The sequence below is a fragment of the Streptomyces sp. NPDC005374 genome (assembly GCF_042872225.1).
Classification (GTDB): domain Bacteria; phylum Actinomycetota; class Actinomycetes; order Streptomycetales; family Streptomycetaceae; genus Streptomyces.
This window is the reverse complement of record NZ_JBIAKA010000003.1, coordinates 243,743-269,657: the sequence shown is the minus strand read 5'-3', so window position 1 is coordinate 269,657 and position 25,915 is coordinate 243,743. Positions and strand designations below refer to the sequence as shown.

15 protein-coding genes and 2 pseudogenes are annotated in these 25,915 nt (G+C 69.2%); 5 read left to right on the top strand and 12 right to left on the bottom strand.

What is annotated here, in order from left to right; all coding sequences use genetic code 11:
* Positions 1 to 4: 4 nt before the first annotated feature.
* Together ACFYRX_RS09625 and ngcE are read right to left on the bottom strand one after the other, a co-directional pair.
* The gene (locus tag ACFYRX_RS09625) at positions 5 to 931 is read right to left on the bottom strand and encodes a carbohydrate ABC transporter permease (RefSeq protein ID WP_389097788.1); all 927 of its coding nucleotides are present in this window, start codon (positions 929 to 931) and stop codon (positions 5 to 7) included.
* A 16-nt stretch (positions 932 to 947) separates the two neighbouring features.
* Positions 948 to 2,408: an N-acetylglucosamine/diacetylchitobiose ABC transporter substrate-binding protein gene (gene ngcE, locus ACFYRX_RS09620; protein WP_389097787.1), complete on the bottom strand. Its 1,461-nt coding sequence runs from the start codon at positions 2,406 to 2,408 to the stop codon at positions 948 to 950.
* 370 nt (positions 2,409 to 2,778) lie between these two features.
* Here ngcE and ACFYRX_RS09615 point away from each other — a divergent pair, with 370 nt between their 5' ends.
* On the top strand, positions 2,779 to 6,567 hold the full coding sequence (locus ACFYRX_RS09615) for a GH92 family glycosyl hydrolase (protein ID WP_389097786.1): 3,789 nt from the start codon (positions 2,779 to 2,781) through the stop codon (positions 6,565 to 6,567).
* Positions 6,568 to 6,587: 20 nt separating this feature from the next.
* The gene (locus ACFYRX_RS09610; RefSeq protein WP_389097785.1) at positions 6,588 to 8,519 is read left to right on the top strand and encodes an alpha-glucuronidase; all 1,932 of its coding nucleotides are present in this window, start codon (positions 6,588 to 6,590) and stop codon (positions 8,517 to 8,519) included.
* On the opposite strand, the gene ACFYRX_RS09605 is transcribed toward ACFYRX_RS09610, so the two are convergent.
* The 5 genes from ACFYRX_RS09605 to ACFYRX_RS09585 are packed head-to-tail and all read right to left on the bottom strand — an operon-like array spanning position 8,513 to position 14,766.
* On the bottom strand, positions 8,513 to 10,522 hold the full coding sequence (locus ACFYRX_RS09605) for a beta-galactosidase (RefSeq protein WP_389097784.1): 2,010 nt from the start codon (positions 10,520 to 10,522) through the stop codon (positions 8,513 to 8,515). The two genes, ACFYRX_RS09610 and ACFYRX_RS09605, sit on opposite strands and share 7 nt — an antisense overlap.
* Positions 10,519 to 11,232: a hypothetical protein gene (locus ACFYRX_RS09600; RefSeq protein ID WP_389097783.1), complete on the bottom strand. Its 714-nt coding sequence runs from the start codon at positions 11,230 to 11,232 to the stop codon at positions 10,519 to 10,521. Before ACFYRX_RS09600 ends, ACFYRX_RS09605 begins: the two co-directional genes overlap by 4 nt.
* Positions 11,229 to 12,884: an extracellular solute-binding protein gene (locus tag ACFYRX_RS09595; RefSeq protein WP_389097782.1), complete on the bottom strand. Its 1,656-nt coding sequence runs from the start codon at positions 12,882 to 12,884 to the stop codon at positions 11,229 to 11,231. Before ACFYRX_RS09595 ends, ACFYRX_RS09600 begins: the two co-directional genes overlap by 4 nt.
* Before the next feature lie 35 nt (positions 12,885 to 12,919).
* Positions 12,920 to 13,792: a carbohydrate ABC transporter permease gene (locus ACFYRX_RS09590; RefSeq protein ID WP_389097781.1), complete on the bottom strand. Its 873-nt coding sequence runs from the start codon at positions 13,790 to 13,792 to the stop codon at positions 12,920 to 12,922.
* On the bottom strand, positions 13,786 to 14,766 hold the full coding sequence (locus tag ACFYRX_RS09585; RefSeq protein ID WP_389097780.1) for an ABC transporter permease: 981 nt from the start codon (positions 14,764 to 14,766) through the stop codon (positions 13,786 to 13,788). The genes ACFYRX_RS09590 and ACFYRX_RS09585 overlap by 7 nt, the downstream gene beginning before the upstream one ends.
* 202 nt (positions 14,767 to 14,968) lie before the next feature.
* Between ACFYRX_RS09585 and ACFYRX_RS09580 the strand changes: the two genes are divergently transcribed.
* Positions 14,969 to 15,982, top strand: a complete 1,014-nt coding sequence (locus ACFYRX_RS09580) for an acetylxylan esterase (RefSeq protein ID WP_389097779.1) — start codon at positions 14,969 to 14,971, stop codon at positions 15,980 to 15,982.
* Here the strand turns inward: ACFYRX_RS09580 and ACFYRX_RS09575 are convergent.
* From ACFYRX_RS09575 to ACFYRX_RS09555, 5 genes and pseudogenes are all read right to left on the bottom strand, one after another.
* Positions 15,963 to 19,235, bottom strand: coding sequence for a GH92 family glycosyl hydrolase (locus ACFYRX_RS09575; RefSeq protein WP_389097778.1), 3,273 nt, complete (start codon positions 19,233 to 19,235; stop codon positions 15,963 to 15,965). The two genes, ACFYRX_RS09580 and ACFYRX_RS09575, sit on opposite strands and share 20 nt — an antisense overlap.
* A gap of 355 nt (positions 19,236 to 19,590) precedes the next feature.
* Positions 19,591 to 20,655 (bottom strand): lytic polysaccharide monooxygenase, encoded by a 1,065-nt coding sequence (locus ACFYRX_RS09570; RefSeq protein ID WP_389097777.1) that lies wholly within the window; start codon positions 20,653 to 20,655, stop codon positions 19,591 to 19,593.
* A gap of 268 nt (positions 20,656 to 20,923) precedes the next feature.
* A complete protein-coding gene (locus tag ACFYRX_RS09565; protein ID WP_389097776.1) occupies positions 20,924 to 23,107 on the bottom strand; it encodes a PQQ-binding-like beta-propeller repeat protein in 2,184 nt (727 codons plus the stop codon).
* 73 nt (positions 23,108 to 23,180) lie between these two features.
* The gene (locus ACFYRX_RS09560; RefSeq protein ID WP_389097775.1) at positions 23,181 to 24,791 is read right to left on the bottom strand and encodes a sensor histidine kinase; all 1,611 of its coding nucleotides are present in this window, start codon (positions 24,789 to 24,791) and stop codon (positions 23,181 to 23,183) included.
* Positions 24,788 to 24,939, bottom strand: a pseudogene (locus tag ACFYRX_RS09555) (helix-turn-helix domain-containing protein); the annotation flags it as partial. The pseudogene ACFYRX_RS09555 and the gene ACFYRX_RS09560, both read right to left, overlap by 4 nt.
* Before the next feature lie 336 nt (positions 24,940 to 25,275).
* Between ACFYRX_RS09555 and ACFYRX_RS09550 the strand changes: the two are divergent.
* Positions 25,276 to 25,611: pseudogene (locus ACFYRX_RS09550) on the top strand (S8 family serine peptidase); the annotation flags it as partial.
* 103 nt (positions 25,612 to 25,714) lie between these two features.
* The gene (locus tag ACFYRX_RS09545; RefSeq protein WP_389097774.1) at positions 25,715 to 25,879 is read left to right on the top strand and encodes a hypothetical protein; all 165 of its coding nucleotides are present in this window, start codon (positions 25,715 to 25,717) and stop codon (positions 25,877 to 25,879) included.
* Positions 25,880 to 25,915: the final 36 nt, after the last annotated feature.

Genomic DNA, 25,915 nt, shown 5'->3' with positions numbered 1-25,915 from the left:
CGGATCAGAACTCCAGCCGCTCGCGCCGGCCCAGCCGCATCACCAGGGCGGCGAACGCCAGCGTGACGACGAGCAGGGCGACGCCGATGGTGGTGGCGTAGGCGGCCTGTCCGTCACGGAACGCCTTCTGGTACACGTACAGGACCATGACGGTGGTCGAGTAGTCGGGACCGCCGGGCCCGGTCGTCATGATCTGTACGACCGCGAACGACTCGGCACCGAGGGCCAGGATGCCCATGTAGACCCAGCCGGACTGCACGGTGTCCCACAGCAGCGGCAGGGTGATCCGGAAGAACGTGCTGGCCCGGCCCGCCCCGTCGAGCAGCGCGGCCTCGTACAGGTCCGTCGGGATGGAGGCCATACCGGCGCTGAACAGGACCACGAAGAAGCCGACCGTGGACCACACCAGCACCGCCATCACGGCCCACAGGGCGAGGCTCGGGTCGCCCAGCCACAGTGGCTGGACGCTGTCGAGCCCGATGCCCCGCAGGACCGAGTTGATCGACCCGCTGTCCGGGTTGTACGCGAAGGCGAAGAGCAGGGCGACGATCGCGATCGAGAGGACCTGCGGGAAGAAATACACGATCTTGTAGAAGGAGGAGCCCCGGACGCCGGTGACGACCGGGCCTCCCCTTTTCTTCCGTCCGCCGACATTGATCATGAAGGAGAAGAACAGCGCCAGGCTGATCGTCACCAGCGGCAGCACGAGCGCGAAGATCAAGCTGTGCTGCAAGGACTTCCAGAAGATCTCGTCGTCCAGCATCCTCCGGTAGTTGTCCAGGCCGACCATCTTGAATTCGGGGCTCAGGCCGGTCCAGTCCGTGAACGAGTAGTAGATGGACTGGATGAACGGCCATACCACGAATAGCGCGTACAGTCCCAGGGGCAGCGCCAGAAACCCCACGATGAACCGGTACTTGCCGTGCTGCATCGCTGCTCCGTCGCTGTTACTGGTGCTTGTAGTGCTTGATCGACGAGTCCTTCGCGGCCGCGTCGGCGTAGCCCTGGATCTTCTTGATGGCCTCCGCCGGAGTGAGCCGGCCGGCCATCATCTCGCCGAGACCCGCCACCCCGATCTGCTCCTTCTGGAGCTGGACGTACCAGTCCTGCAGACGCGGGTTCACCACGTTGTCGCCGGCCAGCTTCAGCGCCGCCACACCGGACTTGAGGCCCGGGGTGAGGGTGATTCCGTCGGTGCCGCCGTTGTAGGCGGTCAGCGACTTCACCTTGGACGTGAAGTTCTTCGAGGACGCCTCGCTGAGCATGATGCGCAGCTGCTCCATGCCGCCCGCGGTGTTCTTCGCCTTGGCCGGGACGATGAAGGGCTCACCGCCGGAGGCCCAGATGGTGCCGAAGGGCATCTTGTCGGAGGAGTCGATGCCGGTGGGCGCGGAGACGGCGAGGTTGAAGTCGGCGGGGATGACGTTCGCCGACTCGTTCTCCACCCAGGAGCCGTTCGGGATGAACAGCGCCTTGCCCTGGGCCCAGGCGGTCTGGGACTGGATGTGGTCGAGGCCCGGGGTGCCCTTGAGGACGTAGCCCTTCTTGTAGAGCTCGTAGTAGGCCTCGAAACACGCCTTGACCGCCGGGTTCTTCCAGGCGTTCGGCTCCAGGTTGTCGATGGCGTCCAGGACCTCGACACCGCCGACCTTGCCGATCATCGGGTACAGCGAGAAGGGGAGGTAGTACGGGTACTTGCCCGCGTACGTCCAGCCCGCCATGCCCTTCTTCTTGGCCTTCGCGCACACCGCGAGCATCTGGTCCCAGGTCTCCGGGTACTGCTCGTCGAGCGAGTCCAGGGCCTTCTGCGAGTACCAGACGCCGTAGACCGTGTACGCGTAGTACATGATCCACACCGGGTCGCCGTCGAACTGGCCCATCTCGACGATCCCGGGGCGCAGGGTGTCGCGGACCTTCTTGTTCGGGTCGTCGTAGGACGGGGCGTCCAGGAGCGGGGTGAGGTCGGCGAGCTGGCTCTTGCCGACCAGGACGCCCATGTCCATCTGCTCGGCGCCCGAGTTGTCGATGAGGTCGGGCGGGGTGCCCTGGTTGAAGCGGGGCTGGAGCGTGGACTGGATCTTCTGGGTGGCGGAGAACTTCACCTTGGCCTTGGGGAAGTTCTTCTCGTAGATCTTCACGGCGTCCTCGGCGTACTCCTTGCCGAAACCACCGTCGAACAGGACGAACTCCATCTGCGCCGTGTCGTTGACGGCCAGCGGGTTCTTGGCGGTCTTCTTGCCCGCCTTGGCCTTGTCGCCGCTGTCGTCGCCGCCGCTGCTGGCGCAGGCGGAGAGGAAGCTCATCGTCGGGACGGAGATCAGTCCGAGCGCGGCCGACCGTTTGATCAGGTCTCGGCGGCCTACACCTGCGGAGCCGTTCGTGTCGTTCTCGGCGGTAGTGGATCCCATGCTCAAGTCCTCGCCTTCTCCAGGACTCAGGCGGTGAACCGGATCCTCCCGGCACCGCGGTCAGGTCAAGCAGGTTCGTGCAGGAGGTTCGTGTGGAGGTTCGTGCAACAGGTGTGAATTGCCGACAGGTATAGTCCACTTCCGGTCGGCGGAGCAAGATCGAATGCAAGGTTGGCCATGGGTCTTTTCCGAGTTGAGACCTCACGGAAATATGAGCGCCCTGTGCGAGGCTTGCCGGAAAAATCCGCGACATAGGCCCCGAATGCCGCAGCCAACCCCCTTGACATCACTGTCCACTTGGGCCACTACTGATCCTTGCACGAAACTGCTGACAACGTTGTCCGTCCTCGTGCAGGGAGGGTACTCGCCGATGGATCGGTACAGAACTCGGCTCAGAAGGAGTACGGCGGTCGTGATCACGGCCGCCTTTTGCGTGACGGTGGCCTCGCAGGGAGCGGCGGTCGCCCTGCCCGAGGTGACCCCTCGGGCCGACGGGGGATTCGCGTCCTCCTTCGAGGCGGGTGACCCGGCCCCCGACTGGATCAACAGCGTCGACGGCGGCCGGGCCTCCGGCGTCGACGGCGGCTACAGCACCGGCATCCCCGGCAATGTCACCGACCACGTCACGGACGTCCGGGCGAGCGCCGAGAACACCGGCGGCGGCGAGGTCAAGGAGAACCTCGTCGACGGCGAACCCGGCACCAAGTGGCTGGTCTTCGAGTCCACCGGCTGGGCCGAGTTCGACCTGGACAAACCGGTCAAGGCGCTCACCTACGCGCTGACCTCGGCCAACGACTTCGCCGAGCGCGACCCCCGGGACTGGACGCTCGAGGGCTCGACGGACGGCAAGGACTGGAAGACCCTCGACACCCGTTCGGGTGAGACCTTCGCCGAACGGTTCCAGACGAAGTCGTACGACATCCCCCAGGACGCCGTCGCCGAGTACCGGCACTTCCGGCTGGACATCACGCGGAACAACGGCGCCTCCGGCCTCCTCCAGCTCGCCGACGTGCAGTTCTCCACGGGCGGTGGCGGCGGGCCGGTGCCGCAGGACATGCTCTCGCTGGTCGACCGGGGCCCGAGCGGGTCGCCCACCGCGAAGGCGGGCGCCGGATTCACCGGAAAGAGGGCTCTGCGCTACGCCGGTCGGCACACGGTGGACGGGCGGGCCTACTCGTACAACAAGGTCTTCGACGTGGACGTGGCGGTCGGCGCGCGCACCCGGCTGTCGTACCGGATCTTCCCGTCGATGGCCGACGGCGACCGGGACTACGACGCGACGAACGTGTCGGTGGACCTCGCCTTCACCGACGGAACCTTCCTGAGCGGCCTCGGGGCGCGCGACCAGCACGGATTCGGGCTCTCGCCGCAGGAACAGGGCGCCGCCAAGGTGCTCTACGTCAACCAGTGGAACAACGTGGTCTCGCGGATCGGGTCGGTCGCGGCCGGGAAGACCGTCGACCGGATCCTCCTCGCGTACGACTCCCCCGTCGGGCCGGCGAAGTTCCGGGGCTGGCTGGACGACGTGACGATCGAGCGGGCCGCGCCGGAGAAGCCGAAGGCGCATCTGTCCGACTACGCGCTCACCACCCGGGGCACCCAGTCCAGCGGCGGCTTCTCGCGCGGCAACGACTTCCCGGCGACCGCGGTGCCGCACGGCTTCAACTTCTGGACGCCGGTGACCAACGCGTCCTCGCTGAGCTGGCTCTACGACTACGCCCGCGCCAACAACGCCGACAACCTGCCGACGATCCAGGCGTTCAGCGCGAGCCACGAGCCGAGCCCGTGGATGGGCGACCGGCAGACCTTCCAGGTGATGCCGTCGGCCGCCACCGGCACCCCGGACACCGGCCGTGAGGCGCGGGAGCTGGCCTTCCGGCACGAGAACGAGACCGCGCGGCCGTACTACTACGGTGTCCGGTTCGAGAACGGGATCAAGGCGGAGATGGCGCCGACCGACCACGCGGCGGCGCTGCGCTTCACCTACCCGGGCGACGACACGAGCGTGCTCTTCGACAACGTGACGGACCAGGCGGGGCTGACCCTGGACACGACGGCGGGCGTCGTCAGCGGGTACTCCGACGTCAAGTCCGGTCTGTCGACCGGGGCGACACGGCTCTTCCTGTACGGGGTCTTCGACCGGCCCGTGACGGACGGCGCGTCGAGCGGGGTCAAGGGGTACATGCGGTTCAAGGGCGGTGACGTCACCCTGCGTCTGGCGACCTCGCTCATCAGCCTCGACCAGGCCAAGGACAACCTGCGCCAGGAGATCCCCGACGGAACGTCCTTCGAGACGGTCCGGGACCGGGCGCAGCGGCAGTGGGACCGGCTGCTCGGCAAGGTCGAGGTCGAGGGCGCGACCGAGGACCAGCTGACCACCCTGTACTCCAGCATGTACCGGCTGTACCTGTACCCCAACTCGGGCTTCGAGAAGGTGGGTTCGAAGTACCAGTACGCGTCCCCGTTCTCCCCGATGCCCTCTCCCGACACCCCGACGCACACCGGGGCGAAGATCGTGGACGGCAAGGTGTACGTCAACAACGGTTTCTGGGACACCTATCGGACGACCTGGCCGGCGTACTCGCTCCTGACGCCCACTCAGGCGGGTGAGATGGTCGACGGGTTCGTCCAGCAGTACAAGGACGGCGGCTGGACCTCCCGTTGGTCCTCCCCCGGGTACGCGGACCTGATGACCGGCACCTCCTCGGACGTGGCCTTCGCGGACGCGTACGTCAAGGGTGTCGACTTCGACGCCGGGTCGGCGTACGAAGCGGCTCTCAAGAACGCGACCGTCGTGCCTCCCTCCTCGGGTGTGGGCCGCAAGGGCATGGAGACCTCGCCCTTCCTCGGCTACACCGGCAGCGACACCCACGAGGGTCTGTCCTGGGCCCTGGAGGGCTACCTCAACGACTACGGCATCGCCCGGATGGGACAGGCGCTGTACGCGAGGACAGGCGTCAAGCGGTACAAGGAGGAGTCGGAGTACTTCCTCAACCGGGCCCGGGATTACGTGAACCTCTTCGACCCGGGGGCCGGCTTCTTCCAGGGCAAGGACAGGGCGGGCAACTGGCGCGTGGACTCGGCGAGTTACGACCCGCGGGTGTGGGGTTACGACTACACCGAGACCAACGGCTGGGGTTACGCCTTCACCGCCCCGCAGGACAGCCGGGGTCTCGCCAACCTCTACGGCGGCCGCAAGGGCCTCGCGGACAAGCTCGACGAGTACTTCGCTACGCCCGAGACGGCCTCACCCGAGTTCGTCGGCTCCTACGGCGGTGTCATCCACGAGATGACGGAGGCGCGGGACGTCCGGATGGGCATGTACGGGCACTCCAACCAGGTCGCCCACCACGTCACCTACATGTACGACGCGGCAGGTCAGCCCTGGAAGACGCAGAAGAACGTCCGTGAGGTGCTGTCGCGGCTGTACGTGGGCAGCGAGATCGGGCAGGGCTATCACGGTGACGAGGACAACGGCGAGCAGTCCGCCTGGTATCTGTTCTCGGCGCTGGGCTTCTACCCGCTGGTGATGGGCAGCGGCGAATACGCGGTCGGCTCACCGCTGTTCACGAAGGCGACGGTCCATCTGGAGAACGGACGGGAGCTGGTGGTCCGGGCACCGAAGAACAGCGCACGGAACGTGTACGTGCAGGGGCTGGAGGTCAACGGCCGCGCGTGGACGTCGACTTCACTCCCCCACTCGGTGTTGTCCAAGGGTGCCGTCCTGGACTTCGACATGGGCCCGCGGCCGTCGAAGTGGGGCTCCGGGAAGAACGCGGCTCCGGTGTCGATCACCCAGGACGACAAGGTGCCCACGCCGCGGGCTGACGTACTCGACGGTGACGGGGCGTTGTTCGACGACACCTCCGCCACCGACGCGACCGTCACCTCGGTCGACCTTCCGGTGTCCGGGAAGGTCAAGGGCGCCCAGTACACGGTGACGTCGGCCGGGGACCACACGAGGGCACCGACCGGCTGGACCCTCCAGGGCTCGAACGACGGGACGGTGTGGAAGACCCTCGACCGCCGGTCCGGGGAGTCCTTCGCATGGGACCGGCAGACACGGGCGTTCACCGTGAGGTCTCCGGGTACGTACCGGAAGTACCGTCTGGTGCTCGACGACGAGGCGGTCGTGTCGGAGGTCGAACTGCTCGCCTGAGCGCACGCGTTGGGGGTCTCATGCAGGGTGTCGATCCGGCCTGGCTGCCGGACCGGGCGTTCCGGCCGATCGGCACCCGGCGGACGCTGATCCGCGGCTCGGGTCCGCTGGTGGACACGGTTCGCGGAGAAGTGGCCCAGGCCTGTGCGCGGTTCGGGGGCGCGGTCGTGCGGACCGACCCCGAACTCGTGCTGGACCTGACCGTCGACGACGGGAGCGAGGCGTTCACGTACGACCGCCGGGCCGGCTGTACGACCGTCACGGCCTCCGGCGGGGCCGGGCTGCTGTACGGCTTCTTCCATGTCGTACGGCTCGGAGAGGCCGCCTTCCTCGGCGAGGCCCGACGGGAGCTGCACCGGCCCGAGTTGGGGCTGCGGATGCTCGACCACTGGGACAACGTGGCCGTGCATCCGGTCATGGGTCAGGTGGAGCGCGGGTACGCCGGGGGGTCGTTGTTCTGGGAGGACGGCCGGGCGCGCGGCGACCTCGACCGGGTCCGGGCGTACGGCAGGCTGCTGGCGGCCTGCGGGATCAACGCCGTGGCCGTGAACAACGTCAACGTGCACGCGGCCGAGGCGCGGCTGCTGACCGACCGACTGCCTGAAGTGGCGGACATCGCGGGCGCGTTGAGGCCGTACGGGATTCGCACCCATCTGTCGGTGACCTTCGCCGCGCCGGTCGTACTGGGTGGGCTGGAGACGGCCGATCCGCTCGACGCGGAGGTGCGGGAGTGGTGGGGCGGGGTGACCGCTCGGGTCTACTCGGAGATCCCCGACTTCGGCGGGTTCGTGGTGAAGGCCGATTCGGAGGGGCAGCCGGGGCCGATCGCCTACGGCCGCACGCATGCCGACGGTGCGAACATACTGGCCGCCGCTCTGGAGCCGCATGGCGGTACCGTCCACTGGCGGGCCTTCGTCTACGACCACCGCCAGGACTGGCGGGACCGCTCGACGGACCGGGCGCGGGCCGCGTACGACCATTTCGTGCCGCTGGACGGGGAGTTCGCCGACAACGCCGTCCTCCAGGTCAAGCACGGGCCGATGGACTTCCAGGTACGGGAGCCGGTCTCACCTTTGATCGGGGCGATGCCGCGTACCCGGCTGGCGGTGGAGCTCCAGGTCACGCAGGAGTACACCGGGCAGCAGCGGCACGTGTGCTGGCTGGGGCCGATGTGGAGCGAGGTGCTGCGGTTCGGGATCGACGGGGAGTCCCCGGTGGGCGCATCCGCGCGCGGTGGGCTCGTCGCCGTGTCCAACGTCGGTGACGACCGGTTCTGGACCGGGCATCCGCTGGCCCAGGCGAACCTTTACACCTTCGGCCGGCTGGCCTGGGATCCGGCAGCGGATCCGCACGGTGTCCTCGACGAGTGGATCGGGCTCACGTTCGGCGACGGTCCGGCGGCGGGGGTGCGCGCGGTGCTGGCCGGTTCGTGGCGGACGTACGAGAAGTACACCGCTCCCCTCGGCGTGGGCTTCATGGTCCAGCCGGGGCACCACTACGGGCCGAGTGTCGACGGCTACGAGTACAGCCCGTGGGGCACCTATCATTTCGCCGACCGTGACGGTGTCGGCGTGGACCGGAGCGTGGCGAGCGGGACCGGGTACGCGGGGCAGTACACAAAGCCCTGGGCCGAGGTGTACGAGTCTCGGGAGACCTGTCCCGACGAGCTGCTGCTGTTCTTCCACCACGTGTCGTACGGGCACATGCTGAAGAGCGGCAAGACGGTGATCCAGCACATCTACGACACGCACTTCGAGGGCGTGGAGGAGGTGGAGGCCGCCCGGGAGGTGTGGGCCTCGATGGCTGAGCTCGTTGATCCGGCGCTCCACGCGCGGGTGACGGAACGGTTCGAGGAGCAGCTCCGCAGTGCCCGCGAGTGGCGCGATCAGGTCAACAGCTACTTCTTCCGCAAGTCGGGGGTGCCGGACGAGCGGGGGCGACGCATCTACTGAGGGCGCAGGACGGCGACGCCCCGCGGATCGAGGGTGAGCGGGGCGCCCGCCTCGGTCCGCTTCCCGGTGAGCAGGTCGGTTCCGGTGACCTGGGCCGTCAACTCGACCGGCTCCGCCGTGTGATTGAGCAGGAACAGCAGACGGGTTCCGTCAGGAGCGACCCTGGTCGCCGTCTCCAGTCCCTCGAGGCCGGCGTAGGGGCCGACCAGGTCGTGGCGGGCCAGGACGCGGCGCACCACCTGGTCGACCCCGGGCTGGTCCAGAGCTGTGGCGACGTACCAGCCCTCGCCCTCCCCGTACCGGTTACGGGTGACGGCGGGAGTCCCCGCGTAGAAGTCGGAGCCGTACGTGGCGACCGGCTCGGCTCCTCGCAGCCGCACGATCTCGAAGACGAGCCGTCCCTGCGAGTCGAGCTCCGGGACGGGCTGGGTGAACTCCGGTGGCCGGGAGTCCCATTCGTCGATCCGGATGCCCATGAGAGGGGCGAAGGGGCCGGGGACGTCGGCGAGGAAGGCGCGGTCGTGTTCGTCGACGCGGCCGGACAGGAAGGTCGTGAGGACTGTGCCGCCGCGTTCCGCCACCGCTTCGAGGCGGGTGGCGAGGTCGCCCTTGACCATGTGCAGGGCGGGGGCGAGGACGACGTCGTACGGGGTGAGGTCGGCGGTGTGCGGGACGACGTCCACGTCGGCTCCGGCCTGCTGGGCGGCCCGGTAGTAGGCGTGGACCACCTCCAGGTACCTGACCAGCCGCGAGGGGCCGTCGGAGATCTCCAGGGCCCACCAGCTGTCCCAGTCGAAGACCAGGGCGGCGCGGGCGGGGGTGCGGGCACCGAGGGACGCGTCGGCCAGGAGCTCCAACTCCCCTCCCACCTCCGCCACTTCGCGGAACACCCGGGTGTCGTCGCGGCCCGCGTGGCCGATGACCGCCCCGTGGTACTTCTCGCAGGCGCCGCGGGAGGCACGCAGCTGGAAGTACAGGGCCGCGTCGGCGCCGTGGGCGATCGCCTGGAAGGTGGCCAGGCGCAACTCCCCCGGCCTGCGCAGCGGGTTGACGTCGCGGCACGCCGTCGCGGACGGGGTCTGTTCCATCAGCCAGAACGGGGCGCCGTCCTTGAGGCCGCGCATCAGGTCGTGGGCCAGGGCGGTCCAGGTCGGCGGGGCGTCGAGGGGCGGGTAGCTGTCCCAGGACGCGAAGTCGAGGTGGGGCGCCCAGCGGTGGTAGTCGAGGGGGCGAAACATGCCCATGAAGTTGGTCGTCACGGGGGTGACCGGGTCATGGGTGCGGATCACCTCCTTCTCGGCGAGGAAGCAGCCGAGCAGCGCGTCGGTGGTGAAGCGGAAGTAGTCGAGCGTGATGCCCTGGAAGGCGGTGTGGTCGGGGCCCCGCCAGTGCTCGGTGAGGGCGTTCGGAGGCTCGATCTCGGCCCAGTCGGTGAAGCGGTGCGACCAGAAGGTGGTCCACCAGGCGTCGTTGAGGGCGTCGAGGCTGTCGTACTTGTCGCGCAGCCACTCCCGGAAGGCCTCGGCACACAGCTCGCAGTAACAGACGCCCCCGTACTCGTTGTTGATGTGCCAGGCGAGCAACGCCGGGTGGTCCGCGTAGCGTTCGGCGAGCCATGCCGCGATTCCGGTGGCGAGTCTGCGGTACGCCGGTGAGCTGGGGCAGAAGTTGTGGCGCTGGCCGTAGCGATGTCGGCGGCCCTCGAAGTCGGTGCGGTTGACTTCGGGGTACTTGCGCGCGATCCAGGGCGGCAGGGCGGCCGTGCCGGTGGCCAGACAGACCTGTCGGCCCTCGGCCGCCGCCCGGTCGAGGATGCGGTCGAGGACCGTGAAGTCGTAGGTGTCCTCGGCGGGTTGGGTGAGGGACCAGGAGAAGACGCCGACGGTGAGGGTGTCGATGCCGGCCTTGGTGAACAGGCGGTGGTCCTCGTCCCGGACCTCCTGCGGCCACTGCTCGGGGTTGTAGTCGCCGCCGTAGGGGATCTTGGAGCTCGACGGGCTCATACGGTGAACTCCTCCTGGGTCTCGGCGATCACCGGACGGCTGCTGTGCAGCAGGGAGAGCAGCAACGGGGCGGCCAGGAGGGCGGGCAGGGCCTCGGTCAGAAGGGTGGTCCCGGTGACGGTCAGGACGAGCAGCGAAGCCGCGGCGAGGGTGGCGCGGCCGTGCCGGAAGAGGAAGTACCCGGCGAGGCGTGCGGTGTCCCTGGCCCGGAAGGCGAACAGGGCGGTCAGGACGAGCGCGTGCGCGCCCCACAGGAGGGAACCGGCACCGATCGCCGTGAGCAGCACCGCCCACCAGCCGGGCAGGCCGGTGGCGGAGAAGTGGGTGAGCGTGAAGGCGATCACCGTGAGCCAGGCCAGCAGGGGGGTCCACAGCCTGAGCGAAGGGAGCGCGTTGAGGCGCCAGCCTCGCCAGTAGGCCCGGGCGGGGTGGAGGTCGGCCAAGTCGTGGTCGCGGTGGTGGAGGGCGTACAGGGCGGCGGCCGTCGCCGGGCCGAGGGGCAGCAGACATACGGCGGCGAGGGGGAGGCCCGCGGGGTCGGGGCCCAGCAGGAGCAGCCCCACCAGTCCCGGGGAGGCCGCGACGAGCAGCAGGGCCTCGACGGTGACGAGGGTGTGGATGAGGGCGGCGGCGCGGGAGAGGGGGCCGATGCCGAAGGAAACGGCGGAGCCGGTGGCTGTGGTCTGCCGGGAGCCGGCGCCGGAGATCACCCGTTCTCCTTCTTGAACCGTTCGTACGCCTTGTTGTGCAGGTCGACGAGTTGCTGCATGTTCTTCGACTTCAACTCGGCGACGTGCGCGTCCCATTCGGACATCGGCCGCTTGCCGAGGACGAACTGGAGGGTGTTCTGGATGGCGGTGTCCTTGAGCGGGGTGTCCCAGAGGGTCGCCTGTTCCTGCTCGAAGGACTGGAGCGGGTGCGCCGGGTCGACGGGGAGTTGCTTGCGCTGGGACATGACGTCCTGGAACTTCTTCTCGTCCGGGCTGAAGTTGGAGGAGACCAGCTCCCAGCTGCCGCCGTAGGTGAAGACGCCGTTGAAGAACCCGTAGTCCTTCTGGAGGTCCTTCGGGGCGTCGGGGTCGGAACCCATCAGCGAGATCCCGGGCTCCAGCGTGTACTTGCCGCCGGACTCGGTGTAAGTGACGCCTTCCACACCCCACTTGCAGAACTTCTGGCCCTCGTCGGAGTACCAGAGCCAGTCCACGAACTGCATCATCGCGACGAAGGTGTCGCTCTTGAGGGCCTTGCTGGAGATCATGACGCCGTTCTCCAGCCGGATGCCGCTCAGCAGGATCGGGCCGGCCGGGCCGAGCGGCACCGGGATCATCTCGATCTTCGAGCCCTTGACCTGCTTGCCCAGGTTGTAGCGGTAGTTCTGCACCAGCTCCTGCGGGTTGGCGCTGATCACGTAGGACTTCTCGGCCAGCAGCTTCTGTATGGCCTGGTCGTCCTGCTGGGTGAAGCTCTCGGGGTCGAGCAGCTTCTCGGCGACGATCTTTCTCAGGTACTCGACCATCTGCCGGTAGGCATCCTGGGTGGCGGTGAAGACGAACTTCTGCGCCTTGGTGTCGAAGCTGATGTTGTCGTAGTTCCAGCCGGCCTTCACGCCGTAGGCCTGGCCGAGATAGCCGAACAACGCCCCGCACGGGAAGGGGGTGTTGGTGCTCCAGCGGTCCGTCCAGGGGTATTTGTCGGGGTACTCCGTCTTGAGTGCCTTGAGGACGTCGTACACCTCGTCCCAGGTCTTGGGCAGGGTCAGTCCGTGCTTGTCGAGGATGTCCGTGCGGAAGGACAGCGAGTAGCCGGACTTGGGCCGCTCGTGCAGGCCGGGCAGCAGGTAGTACTTGCCGTCGGACTGGCGGATGGAGTCGAGTTCGGGTTCAAGGCTCCACTTCTTCACCTTGTCCCGGAAGTTGGGCATCAGGTCGGCGTACTCGCTGACCGGGAGGATCGCGCCCGAGGACACGAAGGCGACCTCGCCGGGGTGGTACGTCTTCGGGATGATGAAGGGGGCGTCGCCCGAGCCGATGAGGACACTGCGCTTCTTCTCGTAGTCGGCGAGCGGGACGTCGAGGGGCTTGATGGTGATCCCGGTGCGCTTGGTGAGCTCCTTCCAGAACAGCCAGCTGTTCTTGAGGGGGTAGACCGGGTTGTCGTTGTGCAGCATCGAGAAGGACAGCGCCTTGGCGGCCTTGAACTGCTGGCCGGCCTGGTAGTCCTTCATCGCGCCGTTCTGCTTCTTGGACAGGTCCTTGGAGTCGCCTCCGTCGTCGCCGCTGCCGCAGCCGGTGAGGGTGGCGAGGCCGATGAAGCCCGCGGCGGCCAGGATCTGACGCCGCGACAGCTCTCCTGTGTTCTTCACGGGAACTCCTTTGTTCCGTAGGCGAGTTGCTGGGATCAGCCCTTGACCGCGCCGAGCATCACGCCCGAGACGAAGAAGCGCTGGACGAACGGGTACACGCAGATGATCGGCAGCGCGGTGAGCACGATCGTGACCGCCTGGATGCTCGCGCCGACCTGGCTGAGCTCCGCCGTACTGGCACCGGCGTTGCCGCCGCCCGTGGCGCCCGCGATGAGGTTGCGCAGATAGACCGTGACCGGCATCAGGTCGGAGTGGTCCATGTAGAGGAAGGCACTGAACCAGGAGTTCCAGAAGGACACGGTGTAGAAGAGCACCATGGTCGCGACGACCGCCTTGGACAGAGGCAGCACGACCCTGAGCAGGATGCCGTAGGTGCTGAGGCCGTCGATCTGCGCGGCCTCCTCCAGTTCGGTCGGCAGGCTCTCGAAGAAGGCCTTCATCACCAGGAGGTTGAAGACGCTGATCGCGTTGGGCAGGGCGATCGCCCAGACGCTGTTCTTCAGTCCGAGACTGGTGATCAGGACGTAGTTGGGGATCAGACCGCCGGTGAAGAACATCGTGAACACGGCGATGCCGACGAGCACCCCGCGCCCCTTGAGGTTCTTCTTCGACAGGACGTAGGCGTAACAGGTCGTCAGGACCATGGCGACGACGGTGGCCACGACCGTGTAGAACACGGTGTTGCCGTAGTTGCGCCAGAACATCGAGTCCTGGAACACGATCTTGTACGTGGTGAGGTTGAACCCCTTGGGCCACAGGGTGACTTCACCGGCCCTGATCTGGCGCTCCCCGCTGAAGGACCTCGCGACGATGTTCGCGAAGGGGTACAGGGTCACGACCACGACGAGGGTCAGGATCACCCCGTTGACGCCCTGGAAGACCCGGTAGGAACGGCTCGGCTTCACCACAGGCTGGTCCCCACCGTGCGGCGCGAGAGCGTGTTGGCCGTCGTGATCAGGACCAGGCCGATGATCGCCTCGAACAGTCCGATGGCGGCGGCGTAGCTGAAGCTGTTGGACTCGACGCCCGCCCGGTACACATACGTCGAGATCACGTCGGCCTTCGGATAGGTCAGCGGGTTGTACAGCAGCAGGACCTTCTCGAAGCCGACGGCCATGAAGGTGCCGACGTTGAGGATCAGCAGCGTGATCATGGTGGGGCGGATGCCAGGCAGGGTGACGTGCCAGATCTGGCGCCAGCGGTTGGCGCCGTCGATGCGCGCGGCTTCGTACAGGTCCTCGTCGATGGTGGTGAGCGCGGCGAGGTAGAGGATCGTGCCCCAGCCGGCCGTCTGCCAGATCTCGGAGCCGACGTAGATGGTGCGGAACCAGTCGGGCTCCTGGATGAAGCGGATCTCGTCGTGGCCGAGCCAGCCGAGGGCGTGGTTGACCGGGCCGTCGGTGGCGAGCATCTGCATGGTCAGACCCGCGACGATCACGATCGACAGGAAGTGCGGGAGGTACGACACCGACTGCACGAACCGCTTCAGGGAGCGCCGGCGCACCTCGTTGAGCAGGAGCGCGAGGACGATCGGGATGGGGAAGCAGAACACGAGCGTGAGCCCGCCGAGCCACAGGGTGTTGCGGAACACCTGCCAGAACGTCGGGTCGCTCAGGAACATGCGCACATAGCGCAGGCCCACCCAGTCCTCGCCGAACATCGAACCGCCTGGCTGGAAGCGCCGGAAGGCGATCACGTTGCCGATCATCGGGAGATAGCGGAAGACCAGGAAGAACAGCAGCGGCAGGACGGCGAGCGAGTACAACTGCCAGTCGCGGCGCAGGGCCCGGCGCAGGCCGCGGCGCGGTGCGGGGTGGGTGACCGGTGGGGGTGGGTCCTCGACGCTGGACGGTGGAGAGGCCGACTTGATGGATGTGCTCACGCTCGGTCCTCTCAGGCGGGGGACGGAACCGAAACTTTCGAGCTCTTACCGGTAACTTCGCGGCAACTTAAAGGCACCCAGAAAGCGCTGTCAATGGGTCAGACAGGAGATACCTGAGGCGTGAGTGGGGTAGGACAGGGGTGCCGAGTCCCGGCCTCCTCCGCAAGTTTCATTACTTCGACCGACTCATGCGAGGTGTCCTGTGCCTGCGTTCGATCTGCCGCCGACGGAGCTGGAGCGGTACCGCCCCGATGTCCGGGAACCCCCGGATTTCGACGAGTTCTGGCGTGACACTCTGAAAGAGGCGGCGCAGGGCGACCCGTTGGTGTCGGTGCGCCCGGTGGAGAGCGGCCTACGGCTGACGGAGACCTGGGACGTCACCTTCCGGGGCTTCGCCGGGGATCCGGTGCGCGCCTGGTACAGCAGACCCGCCGGGGTGCGCGAGCCACTGCCCGCGGTCGTCGAGTACGCGGGCTACGGCCGCGGGCGCGGCCTGCCCCACGAGCGGCTGACCTGGGTGAACGCCGGTTACGCGCATCTGCTGATGGACAACCGCGGCCAGGGCGACCAGTACGGCAACGGCGGCGCGACCCCCGACCCGCACGCCTCGGCACCGGGCGGACCGGGCCCCGCGGCACGCGGTCTGCTCGATCCGCGTGACTACCACTACCGCCGCCTGATCACGGACGCGGTGCGCGCGGTGGCGGCCGTGCGGGCACTGCCGGATGTGGACGAGGAACGCGTCGCGGCCGTCGGCAACAGCCAGGGCGGCGGGCTCGCGCTGGCCGTCGCGGGTCTGGTGCCGGACCTGGCGGCGGCCGTGGTCACCGCGCCCTTCCTGTGCGGCATCCGACGCGCCCTGGACCTCACCGACGCGAGCCCCTACGGCGAGATCACCTCGTACCTCACCGTGCACCGGGGCGCGGAGGAGGCCGCGTATCGCACACTCTCGTACATGGAGGGCGTCTCCTTCGCCCGGCGCGCTCTCGCCCCGGCCCATTTCGGGGTGGGCCTGCGCGACACGGTGTGCCCGCCGAGCGGGGCGTACGCGGCGTTCAACCGCTACGGGGAGCTGACCGGCGTGGAGCCCCGCAAGGAACTCCACGCCTATCCGTACAACGGCCACGAGGGCGGGGACGCGGTGCAGGTGCGCCGCCAACTCGGCTGGATGGCCGAGGTGTTGGAGATGGTTCCGGTCAGCTCACAGCCAGGGTGAACACATGCAGGCCCGTGTTCTGCGGCAGCTTCACGCTCGCGATGCGCTTCCCGTCCGGTGCCGTGAACGGCTTGGTGGCGAAGACGTACGTCGCCACCGGGTCCCGGTCCGCGCCCGCCACGTTGCGGTACGCGGTGCGGGCCACGGTCTCGTTGTCGTACTGGACGGTGCCGCCACCGCCGCCGACGGTCCAGTCGGTGAAGGCCAGTTCGACCGTTCCGGTACTGCCGTCGGTGTAGGTGACGGTGGCCTGGGACTGCTGGTCGCCGTTGACGGCACTGCCGACGAAGGACAACTGGCTCACCGGGGAGTCAAGTTGGATCGTCCGGCCGGTCGCCGTGGCGTTGTCGGGCCGCCCGCTCGGCGAGTCCGGCCAGCTGAAGGACAGGCCGTTCACGGTGCTCCGGGCGCCCGGGGTGAGGCCTGCCGCCGCCAGCGCCTGCCGGGAGTAACTCCAGCCGCCGCCGTCGTAGTCGGCCTCGGCGTGGTCGCCGGTGTCGTCCGAGATCCCGGTGTTGTCGTACGCGGCGAGGAGGCTGCCGGGCGCGGCGACCGTGAGGGACACGGGCTGCTCGTACGCGGTGCCGTCCGAGGTGACGGCGACCGTGACGTCGTAGAAGCCCTGTTTGGCTCCCTCGGCGGCCTTGAGGGTGATCGCCCGCGATCCTTCAACCACCGTGCCCTCGACCGGGGTTGCCGTGATGCCGTCGGGTGTCCCGACGCGGAAGCGGACCTCGGGGCCCGGGTCGTCGCCGCTCAGCGAGAGGGCGCGGATACCGACCTTTGTGCTGCCGCCCGGCGCGATCGTCGCCGTGGTCGGGCCGACGCCGACCTGGTACGGCTGCTCGCCCTCCCGGAAGGACGGCGGCGGCGATGCCGCTCCCCAGGCCGGAGCGGGCTCGGCGGACAGCGTGTAGTCCAGCCGACCGCCGTCCCGGACGAAGGATGCCGGTAGCCAAGGCTGCTGACTGGTACGGCCGTTGACCTTCAGCTCGTGGACGTACGGTGCGTCGGCGGCCGCTCCCTCCGCGCGGACGGAGATGCGGTGGCCGCCGGGCCGGTCGATCTCGATGCGCGGGAACAGCGGGGAGGCGAGGACGAGTTCGGGGCGGGAGGGCACCTGGGGGTACATCCCGAGGGCGGAGAAGACGTACCAGGCGGACATCGCGCCGAGGTCGTCGTTGCCGGGGATGCCGCCCGGCCGGGGTGACCAGAGCTGCCGCATGGCGGCCCGGACGGTCTCCTGTGTCCTGTACGGGGCGCCCGCGTAGTCGTACAGGTAGGGGACGTTGATCGACGGCTCGTTGTCCAGCTCGGACTTCTCACCGCCGCCGCCGGTGAAGGACCAGTCGCCCTTCGCGTCGTGGAAGAAGGTGTCGAGGCGCACGAGGGCCTTGTCGCGGCCGCCCATCGCGGCGAACAGACCGGCCGGGTCGTGCTGGACCATCCAGGTGTACTGAGCCGCCGTACCCTCGACGAAGCCGTTGCCGGTGGCCGGGGTGAAGCCGGTGGCCCAACTGCCGTCCGCCTTGCGGTCGGCGATGTAGCCGCCGCCCGGGTCGGCGGCGATGTCGAAGGTGTTCTGCCACCACTGGGATCGCGTGGCGAAGGCCGCCGCCGTGTCCTTCTCCCCTGCCGCCCGGGCCAGTTGGGACAGTGCGAAGTCGGCGCCGGACATCTCCAGGGTCTCGGCGGCGCCGCCCCAGGCGTTGGAGACGGAGGGCATGTAGTGCAGCTTCAGGTACTGGTCGAGGGAGGGACGCTGGCCGACGGACAGCACCGGCCTCCCGGCGGACGACAGGTCCTTCTCCGTCGGAACCGTGGCGGCCCGGACGAGCGAGTCCAGTGCGCCGCGCAGGTCGAAGTCCGTGCCACCGAAGGCGTGAATGCCGGCCAGGGCGATGGGTGAGGGGTCGCCGTTCATGACGTGGGTGCCGCTCGCGCCGTGCAGCCAGCGGTCCCAGACGCCGCCGTTCTGCCGGGCCAGTTCGTACAGGGACTGCGCGATGTCCGAGCCGGTGCGCGGATCGAGGAGGGTGAGCAGTTGCACCTGGCCGCGGTAGACGTCCCAGCCGGAGAAGGTGCCGTACTGGGCGCGGTGGCCGGGGGCGACGCGGTGCACCTGGTCGTCGCTGCCCCGGTATCCGCCGTCGGCGTCGCTGATCACGTTGGGGTGGAGGAGGGAGTGGTAGAGCGCGGTGTAGAAGGTGGTGCGCTCGTCGTCGGTGCCGCCGCCGACCCGGATGGTCCGCAGCCGGTCGCGCCAGGCACGGCGTGCCGCGTCCCGCACCTCGTCGAAGGAGCGCTCGGGCGGGTTCTCCGCGGCCAGGTTCGCCTCGGCGCCCGCTCGACTGACGTACGAGATCCCGATCTTGACGCCGACCTGTTCGGTGCCGGGCGCGAACCGGACGTATCCGCCCGCCCCCTTGCCCTCGACCGGCCGCCCGCCCCGCGTGAACCCGCCCGTACCGCCGGACGCCTCCAGTGAGCCGGGGGTGAGCCTGTCGTCCTGCCAGGTGCCGGTGGCTGCGAAGGGGCGGTCGAAGTGGGCGGTGAAGTGGAGGGTGTAGTAGGCGCGTTGGCCTTCGGGGTCGAGATAGCCGCAGAAGTTTCCGGAGGTGACGGACCCGGAGACCGTCCGGTTCGCCGGGTCGATCTCGACCGTCGAACCGGTCGAGCCCACCTCGGAGTTGGCGGTACGGAACAGCAGGGAGGCGGGCTTGTCGGCGGGGTAGGTGAAGCGGGCCGAGCCGGTGCGGGCCGTGGCCGCGAGGTCGGCCGTGACGCCGGAGGCGAGGCCCACCCTGTAGTGCCCGGGTTCCGCCGTCTCGTCGGCGTGGCTGAAGTCGGCCGCATAGACCGCGTCCTTGGTGTCGCTCGCCGGAGACGAGGTGACCTCGCCGGCGAACGGGAGGAGCGGGATGTCACCGCTGCCGCCCGCGCAGCCCGTGCCGGACATGTGCGTGAGGCTGAAGCCGCGGATGCGGGTGGCGTCGTACAGGTAGCCGCCGGGAGCGGCGGTGCGAGTGGCGTCGCCGCGGGTGTTCTCCGGGCTGAACGAGAACATGCCGAAGGGGGTGACGGCGCCCGGGAAGACGTTGCCGCCGTTCTTCGTGCCGATGAGCGGGTCGACGTAGGCGGTCGGGTCGCCGACGAGACCGGGCGGTGCGGTGGTCGCCGCGAGGGCGGGAGTGGTACCGCCACCGGCCGCGAGGGCGGCCGCCAGCAGCAGGGACATGGGACGGAAACGCATGATGCGGCCCCTCCTCCTTCGGACGGGTCGCGCACCACAGGTCGCACAAGCCGCGGGGACAGTAACGTGCGCCACGCGTATCACGGAAGAGGGCGTGCGACCCGACGGGCACGCGGGACCCTCACCCGGACGGGACCACCGCTTCCCCCAACTGATTTGACATCGTTGTCTGTTGTGGGAGTAGAGTCGGGCTCAGACCACTCGACAACGTTGTCGCACACCAGAGTCGTCGCAAGCCCTGTTCCCTCCGGGTCGGCCACCCCCCGTATCCGCCGACACGGCTCGCGGACCCGGTGGCGCACAAGCCCCACCGGGTCCGCCCAGAGCACAGGTTCCTGCGTTTGCTGACGGTGAATCAGCCGACGCGGCAGGGAAGGGTCGTGGCCGTGTCACCACCGGAGCCCGTGACGACGTAGCCGAACGTCGCACTCTGCCCCGGACTGAGCGAGCCGTTCCAGTCGGCGTTGTGGACCATCACGTCCTGGCCCGTGTAGGTGGCGTTGCCGTTCCAGAGACTGTCGACCTTCTGTCCGGCTGGCAGGGTCCAGTTGGCCATCCAGCCCAGCATCGGGACGTTGCCGGAGTTGGTGACGGTGACCTCGGACTGGTAGCCGCCGTTCCAACTGCCCGTGGTCTTACGGGTGGCGGTGCAGGTTCCGGGGACCGGGTCGGTGGGGTTGCCCGGGTCGTGGATGCCGGTGACCTCGCCGTTGCCGCCGTCGAAGACGACGTCGGAGCAGGAGTAGAAGGTCTCCGCGCTGTCCGAGCGCTGCCAGACCATGTAGATGATGTGGCGGCCGGACTTGTTGGCCGGAAGCTGGCCGGTCCAGGAGTAGTTGGCCTCGACCGTGCCCGGACTGCCGTTGAGCGGCGGGTGGTCGACACTCAGGAACGGCTGGGCCTCCATGTCGTCCCAGGTGAGGGTCTTGGTCGGGTCGAAGCCGTCCTTGGTGACGTAGACGTAGAACCAACCCGGGTGCGCAGCCCAGGCGTTGTAGGAGAAGTCGACCGTCTTGCCCGAGGTGAGATGGGTGAGCGGCCAGTCGTTGCGGGCCGCGTTGAAGCCGGTGAAGTTGGCGTTGCCGCCGCTGCACAGCTGGCCGTCCGGGACGAAGCCGCGGGTGCGGCCGGCGCCGTCCGAGCGGAGTACGGAGAACCAGTTGTAGAAGGGCGTGGTGCCGCTGACCGCCTGCGCGTTCTTGCAGGCCGGGTTGACCGGCTTGATCTCACCGGTGCTGGTCAGCCCGTCCTGCCAGCACAGGAAGGTGCGGCTGGCGGGTTTCATGGGGGTGCCGTGGGCCTCGGCCCTGCCGCCGGCCGTGACGACGAGGCCGATGGCGGGGATGGTGGCGAGCAGGGAGACGAGGACCAGGAGGAGGGCTCTGGTGCGTGACACCCTCGGTAACTTTGTCAGGATCATGACAGTCCAGTCCGTTCCTTGAGGTACGGGCCGTGCGGGTGTGGGGTTGCCGTGGGGCGGGAGCCCACACGCGGGCGGGTTCCGGTCCGTCCGAGTGGGAGCGCTCCCACCCCACTCCTGCGGAAGGTAGCGGGATGTGGGGCAGTTGTAAACGGGCGGCGCCGGGGTCAATGGCGCGCGTTGGCGTCCCCGTTTGGGGTGCCGCTGCCTTCGTACGTACGATCACGGCGCGTGACACGGAGGCGCCCCGCCTCCGCCGACGGCCAGGTCACCCCTCAGCCCCCGCCCCGCGAACCGGACTCACCGAGAACGCCGTGTCCCCCGCCACGGCCACGATCGCGTCCCTCACCAGCACCACGCCCGGGTTGGTGTTCTCCGCCGACGCGCCCACGTCGTCCAGCTTGGGTGTGGTCCAGCGGACGGCTCCGGTGCTGTGGTCGAGAGCGAGGAGGCGACCGTAACGGCTGCTGAAGTAGAGGGCGTTGTACGACGAGGAGCGGACCGGGATCGAGAGGTTCTCGATCTGGGTGTCCTGTTGCCACAGGCGGATGCCGTCGGATGCCCTGAGCGCAGTGACCGTTCCGTCGGGGCGGGTGAAGCAGACGGTTCCGTCGATCGTGGCCGGAGTGCCGCGCGGGGTGCCCTCCAGCGGGACCCTGACGGTCCTGCCGGTGTCCAGGTCCACCTGCAGCAGGGCGGTGTACGACTCGTCGCGGCCGTCGCCGCTCACGTACCCCGAGGTGTTCTTCGGCAGCACGAACAGCGGGTGCCCGTCCACGGCGCCGAGCGGTGTCGCGCTCTGGGGCAGCGTACGGAGTTCGTGGGCCGTCCCGTCGGCCGGGTCGAGGCGCAGGAAGCCCACCGGTCCCTCGGTGGGGTCATCGGCGTCGGCACACAGGCCGTACGGGGCGTCGCCCAGGACCAGCGGACCGCACAGGGTGCCGGACGACGACTTGGCCGGTACTCGCCACAGGTCCTTGCCGGTGGCGGGGTCGAGGGCGATGAACTCCTTCGTGGTGTCCGACGCCGTCAGGACGCCGCCGTCGAACAGGGCCACGGGGTGACTGGCGTCGACGTCCCGGGCCCAGACCTTCTTCCCGCCGGCGGCGTCGATGGCGGTCACCCGCTGGTCGGCGTTCACCTCGTCCGGCTGCTCGTAGGTGTACACGAGTCCGTCCCGCACGCCGAGCGGTCGTTCGGCGGCCTGGGAGTTGGTGCCGTACCGCCAGGCGATCCGGCCCGACGCGGGGTCGAGCCGGGCGACGGTGAAGCCGGTGCCCGCGCAGTACAGGGCGGATCCGTCGGACACACAACCGGCGTCCACGCTGTCCACGTCGACGCTCAGCGGGTCACCCTTGACGGCTCGGGTGAGTTTCGTCTGCCAGGAGCGCCAGCCGGTGGGGAGCTTCGGGGCGACAGAGGCGGTGGAGTCGGCGGCGGTCGAGCCGGTGCCCGTGTCCGCACCCGTCGCCAGGTGGACCAGCGTCGCGGCTGCCGCGCCGACGGCGAGGACGACACCCAGGACGGCGAGACGGAGACCGCGGCGCCGACCTCCACGGGGTGCCGTGGCGGCCGCGGCCGTCGTGTCGGCGGAGCCTCGCGATGACGACCTGCGGCCGCCGGGGAGGGCAGCTGGCACATCCGCAGTCGGCAGGGACCTGAACAGGCGCTGCAAATGGGCGAGTTGGGGCCGGTCCGCCGGGTCCTTCTGGAGGCAGCGCTCGATGACGCCCAGCAGCGGCTGGGGTACGCCGTCCAGGGAAGGGGGGCCGTGCACCACCTGATAGCCCGTCATGTACGGGCTGTCGCCGTCGAAGGCACGGTTGCCGGTGGCGGCGTACACCAGGAGCGAGCCCAGCGAGAACACGTCCGAGGCGGCGGTGACGTCCTTGGGCGAGGCGAACTGCTCCGGGGACATGAAGGGCGGGGTACCGATCAGCCGGCCGGTCACCGTGAGGGCCTGGTTGTCGGCGGCGCGGGAGATGCCGAAGTCGATGACGCGGGGACCGTCCTCGGCCATCAGGACGTTGCTCGGCTTCAGGTCCCGGTGTACGACGCCCGCCTGGTGGATGTCCCTCAGTGCCTCGACCAACCCCAGAGCCAGCGTGCGGAGTTCGGGGGCACCGAGGGGGCCGTGTGCGGCGACCAGGTCGTCCAGGGTGCGGCCCGGGACGTACAGCGTCGCCATCCAGGGGAGTTCGGCGTCCGGGTCGGCGTCGACGACCGGCGCGGTGAACGCTCCGCTCACTCGGCGGGCCGCGGCCACCTCCTGGCGGAACCGGGTGCGGAACTCCTCGTCCTGGGCGTACTGGGTGTGGACGACCTTCACGGCGACGCGCCGGCCGGAGTCCGAGCGGGCGAGATAGACGACGCCCATGCCTCCGGCGCCGAGCCGGTCGATCAGGGTGTAGCCGCCTATTGCGCCGATGGACTCCTCGGGGCTCAGCGGCATTGCTGGTCGACCTTTCATGTCCCATGCGTCACCGGGGTACTTGGGGATGCTCGGGGACGCTCAAGGGAACAGACTAGCGACCTGTGCGCCAAGGGATCCGGGTGACTGGGGCAGGCGGGCGGGTGCGGGTGCGTGGGGGCTGATCGCGCAGTTCCCCGCGCCCCTGGGTGGGCCTGCCTGAAACCGCTCGTTTCTCCACCCCGGTCTCCGTCGCCGCCGGGAGTTCGATCGTGAACTCCGTTCGGCCCGGGGCGCTTTCCACCCCGATGCGGCCCCCGTGCGCGCCCGTGATCGCCGACGCGATGGCCAGACCCAGCCCGGATCCACCGGACTTGGCGTCGGCCCGCGAGCGGGACGTGTCCGCTCGCGTGAAGCGTTCGAAGACCGTCGGGAGGAGGGTCGGCGGGATGCCGGGGCCGTTGTCGCGGACTCGGATCACGTGGTGCGTTCCGGCTGACTCCACCGATGCCACCACCGTTGTGCCGACCGGTGTGTGCATGCGCGCGTTGGACAGCAGGCCCGCCACCGCCTGGTGCAGACGGGTCGCGTCGCCGGTCACCGACACCGGGGTGTCGGGGCTCAGTTCGAGCTGCCATTCGTGGCCGCCGCCTGCCGCTCGCGCGTTCCACACAGCCTCCGCGACCAGTGCCGCCAGGTCCACCTCGCCGGAGTGCAGGGGACGGCCCTCGTCGAGGCGGGCGAGCAGCAGCAGGTCCTCCACCAGGCCTGTCATGCGGGCCGACTCCGCCGAGACCCGCCGCCAGGCCAGCACCGGCTCGATCCGGTCGGCGCCGAGGTTCATCAGCTCGGCGTATCCGGCGATCGAGGCCAGCGGCGTACGGAGTTCGTGGCTGGCGTCGGCCAGGAACCGCCGCATGCGCTCCTCGCTGTGCCGTACGTGTTCCTCGCTGCGCCGCCGCTCGGCGAGGGCGGACTCCACGTGGTCGAGCAGATGGTTGAGCGCCGCGCCGACCTGGCCCGCCTCGCTGTCGGGGTCGGTGTCGCGTGCGGGCACCCGGGTCAGGCCGGCGACCTCGCCGTGGCCGAGCGGGGCACGGGAGACCTCGGCGGCGGTGGCGGCGACCCGGCCCAGGGGTCGCAGCTGTCGCCGGATGACCACCGCGCAGACGCAGCCGGCGGCGGCCAGCCCGGCCACGGCAACGCCTGTCTCGATCATCACGAGTCCGCTGATCACGTCCTGGACGTCGTCCATGGGCAGGCCGGCGAGGACCCGGACGCCCCCGCTCGCAAGGACGGTGACCCGATAGGTGCCCAGACCGGGCACGGTCCGGGTGTGCATCGCGCCGTCGGCCCGGATGTCGGCCAGGGCGGTGCGCTGCTCGGTGCTGAGACCCCGGGGAGGGGCGTCCTGGGCGACGACGGCCGCGGCGACGATGGCGCCCTTCTCGTCCAGCCGTGCGGAGAGCATCCCGGCGGGCTGTCCGGTCTGCCTCAGGAAGGTCAGGTCGTCCTCGATCTCCGGGTGCAACGAGGCCCCGGACAGGGCCCGTTCGGCGGTGGCCAGGACGCGGTCGTCCATGGTGCCCATCAGATAGGCGTGTTGGAAGAGCGTGGTGACCAGGCCCATCGCCGCGCAGACGACGACCAGGGTGGCGCTGACGAAGACGAGCAGGCGGGCGCGGATGGACCGGGTGCGCATCCTCGCGCTCGCTCGGCCGCTCATCTGCCGTCCTCCGCGGCCCTGATGGTGTACCCGAGACCCCGGGCGGTGTGGATCATCGGTGCCCGTCCCCTGTCGGCCTTCCGGCGCAGACCGGAGATGTGGACCTCGACGAGTTGCCGCCGCCGCCGAAGGAGCTGCTCCGGACGTGGCCCGCCTCCGTGACCGCCACGGACAGCACTTCGGTGAGCGCGGGTGCGTCGTCGACGATGCGGACGCGGCTCCGGCTGGTGGGTGCTCCGGTGGTGGCGGTCATGTCCGGATTCTGCCCCGGTTGTCTGAGGGAACCCTGTGTTCCGACTGGGCCGCAGCCGTGCGAAACGGCCGTTCGCCAGACACGACCGGGGCTCCCCTGACCACCGTGGGAAGAGCGACCACCGTGGCCAAAGGGGGCGTTGGCACGCATCGGCCACCGGTTCCGTTTGAGCGGGCTGTGACTCGGCGCTCAGGCTGATCAGCGGCTTCCGCCCGCCGGCGGAGGCGTTCCGCGGTCAAGCCGGAGATCACCGCGCCGGGCGTGGGCATCGTGGCGGCCCGTGCGGCGGGCACCACCATGGGTACACCGGTCGACGCCAACCACACGTCGGCGAACGGTACTTCGATGGCGACCCCGCATGTCGCGGGCGCGGCGGCGCTGGTCGCGCAGGCCCATCCGGACTGGACGGGCGAGCAGATCAAGCAGTCCCTGGCCGGCACGGCGAAGACGAACGACGTCAACTCCGTGTACGAGCAGAGCGATGGCCGGGTCGATGTCGCACGGGCGGCCGGGCAGGGCGTGTTCGCGAGCTCGGCGCTGAGCTTCGGCACCTTCGAGGACGGTGACACGGGATCGTCCGGCACTCGGCGGTGACCCAGGCGCTGCAGAAAGCTCTTCGACCTGGCCTGGCCTGGCCTGGCAGGCGACACCACTCGGCCACGAATGGACGTTGACCCGGCTGCTGGCGGCCGGCATGAAGGGCGAGGCGGTGGCCCGCCATCTGGGGGTGAGTCTCAGGACCCTGCGGCGCCGGGTGAGCGAGCCGCAGGACCGGCTGGGGGCGGCAAGCCGGTTCCAGCTGGGGATGCGGGCGGCGCAGCGGGGCTGGGTGTAGCGGTACGCGCACACGCGAAGGGCCGCACCCCCCTTT

Bases quoted from the DNA above. Each gene is read 5' to 3' on its own strand.
- ACFYRX_RS09625 (WP_389097788.1), bottom strand. From the start codon at position 931: ATGCAGCACGGCAAGTACCGGTTCATCGTGGGGTTTCTGGCGCTGCCC.
- ngcE (WP_389097787.1), bottom strand. From the start codon at position 2,408: ATGGGATCCACTACCGCCGAGAACGACACGAACGGCTCCGCAGGTGTA.
- ACFYRX_RS09615 (WP_389097786.1), top strand. From the start codon at position 2,779: ATGGATCGGTACAGAACTCGGCTCAGAAGGAGTACGGCGGTCGTGATC.
- ACFYRX_RS09610 (WP_389097785.1), top strand. From the start codon at position 6,588: ATGCAGGGTGTCGATCCGGCCTGGCTGCCGGACCGGGCGTTCCGGCCG.
- ACFYRX_RS09605 (WP_389097784.1), bottom strand. From the start codon at position 10,522: ATGAGCCCGTCGAGCTCCAAGATCCCCTACGGCGGCGACTACAACCCC.
- ACFYRX_RS09575 (WP_389097778.1), bottom strand. From the start codon at position 19,235: ATGCGTTTCCGTCCCATGTCCCTGCTGCTGGCGGCCGCCCTCGCGGCC.
- ACFYRX_RS09570 (WP_389097777.1), bottom strand. From the start codon at position 20,655: ATGATCCTGACAAAGTTACCGAGGGTGTCACGCACCAGAGCCCTCCTC.
- ACFYRX_RS09565 (WP_389097776.1), bottom strand. From the start codon at position 23,107: ATGCCGCTGAGCCCCGAGGAGTCCATCGGCGCAATAGGCGGCTACACC.
- ACFYRX_RS09560 (WP_389097775.1), bottom strand. From the start codon at position 24,791: ATGAGCGGCCGAGCGAGCGCGAGGATGCGCACCCGGTCCATCCGCGCC.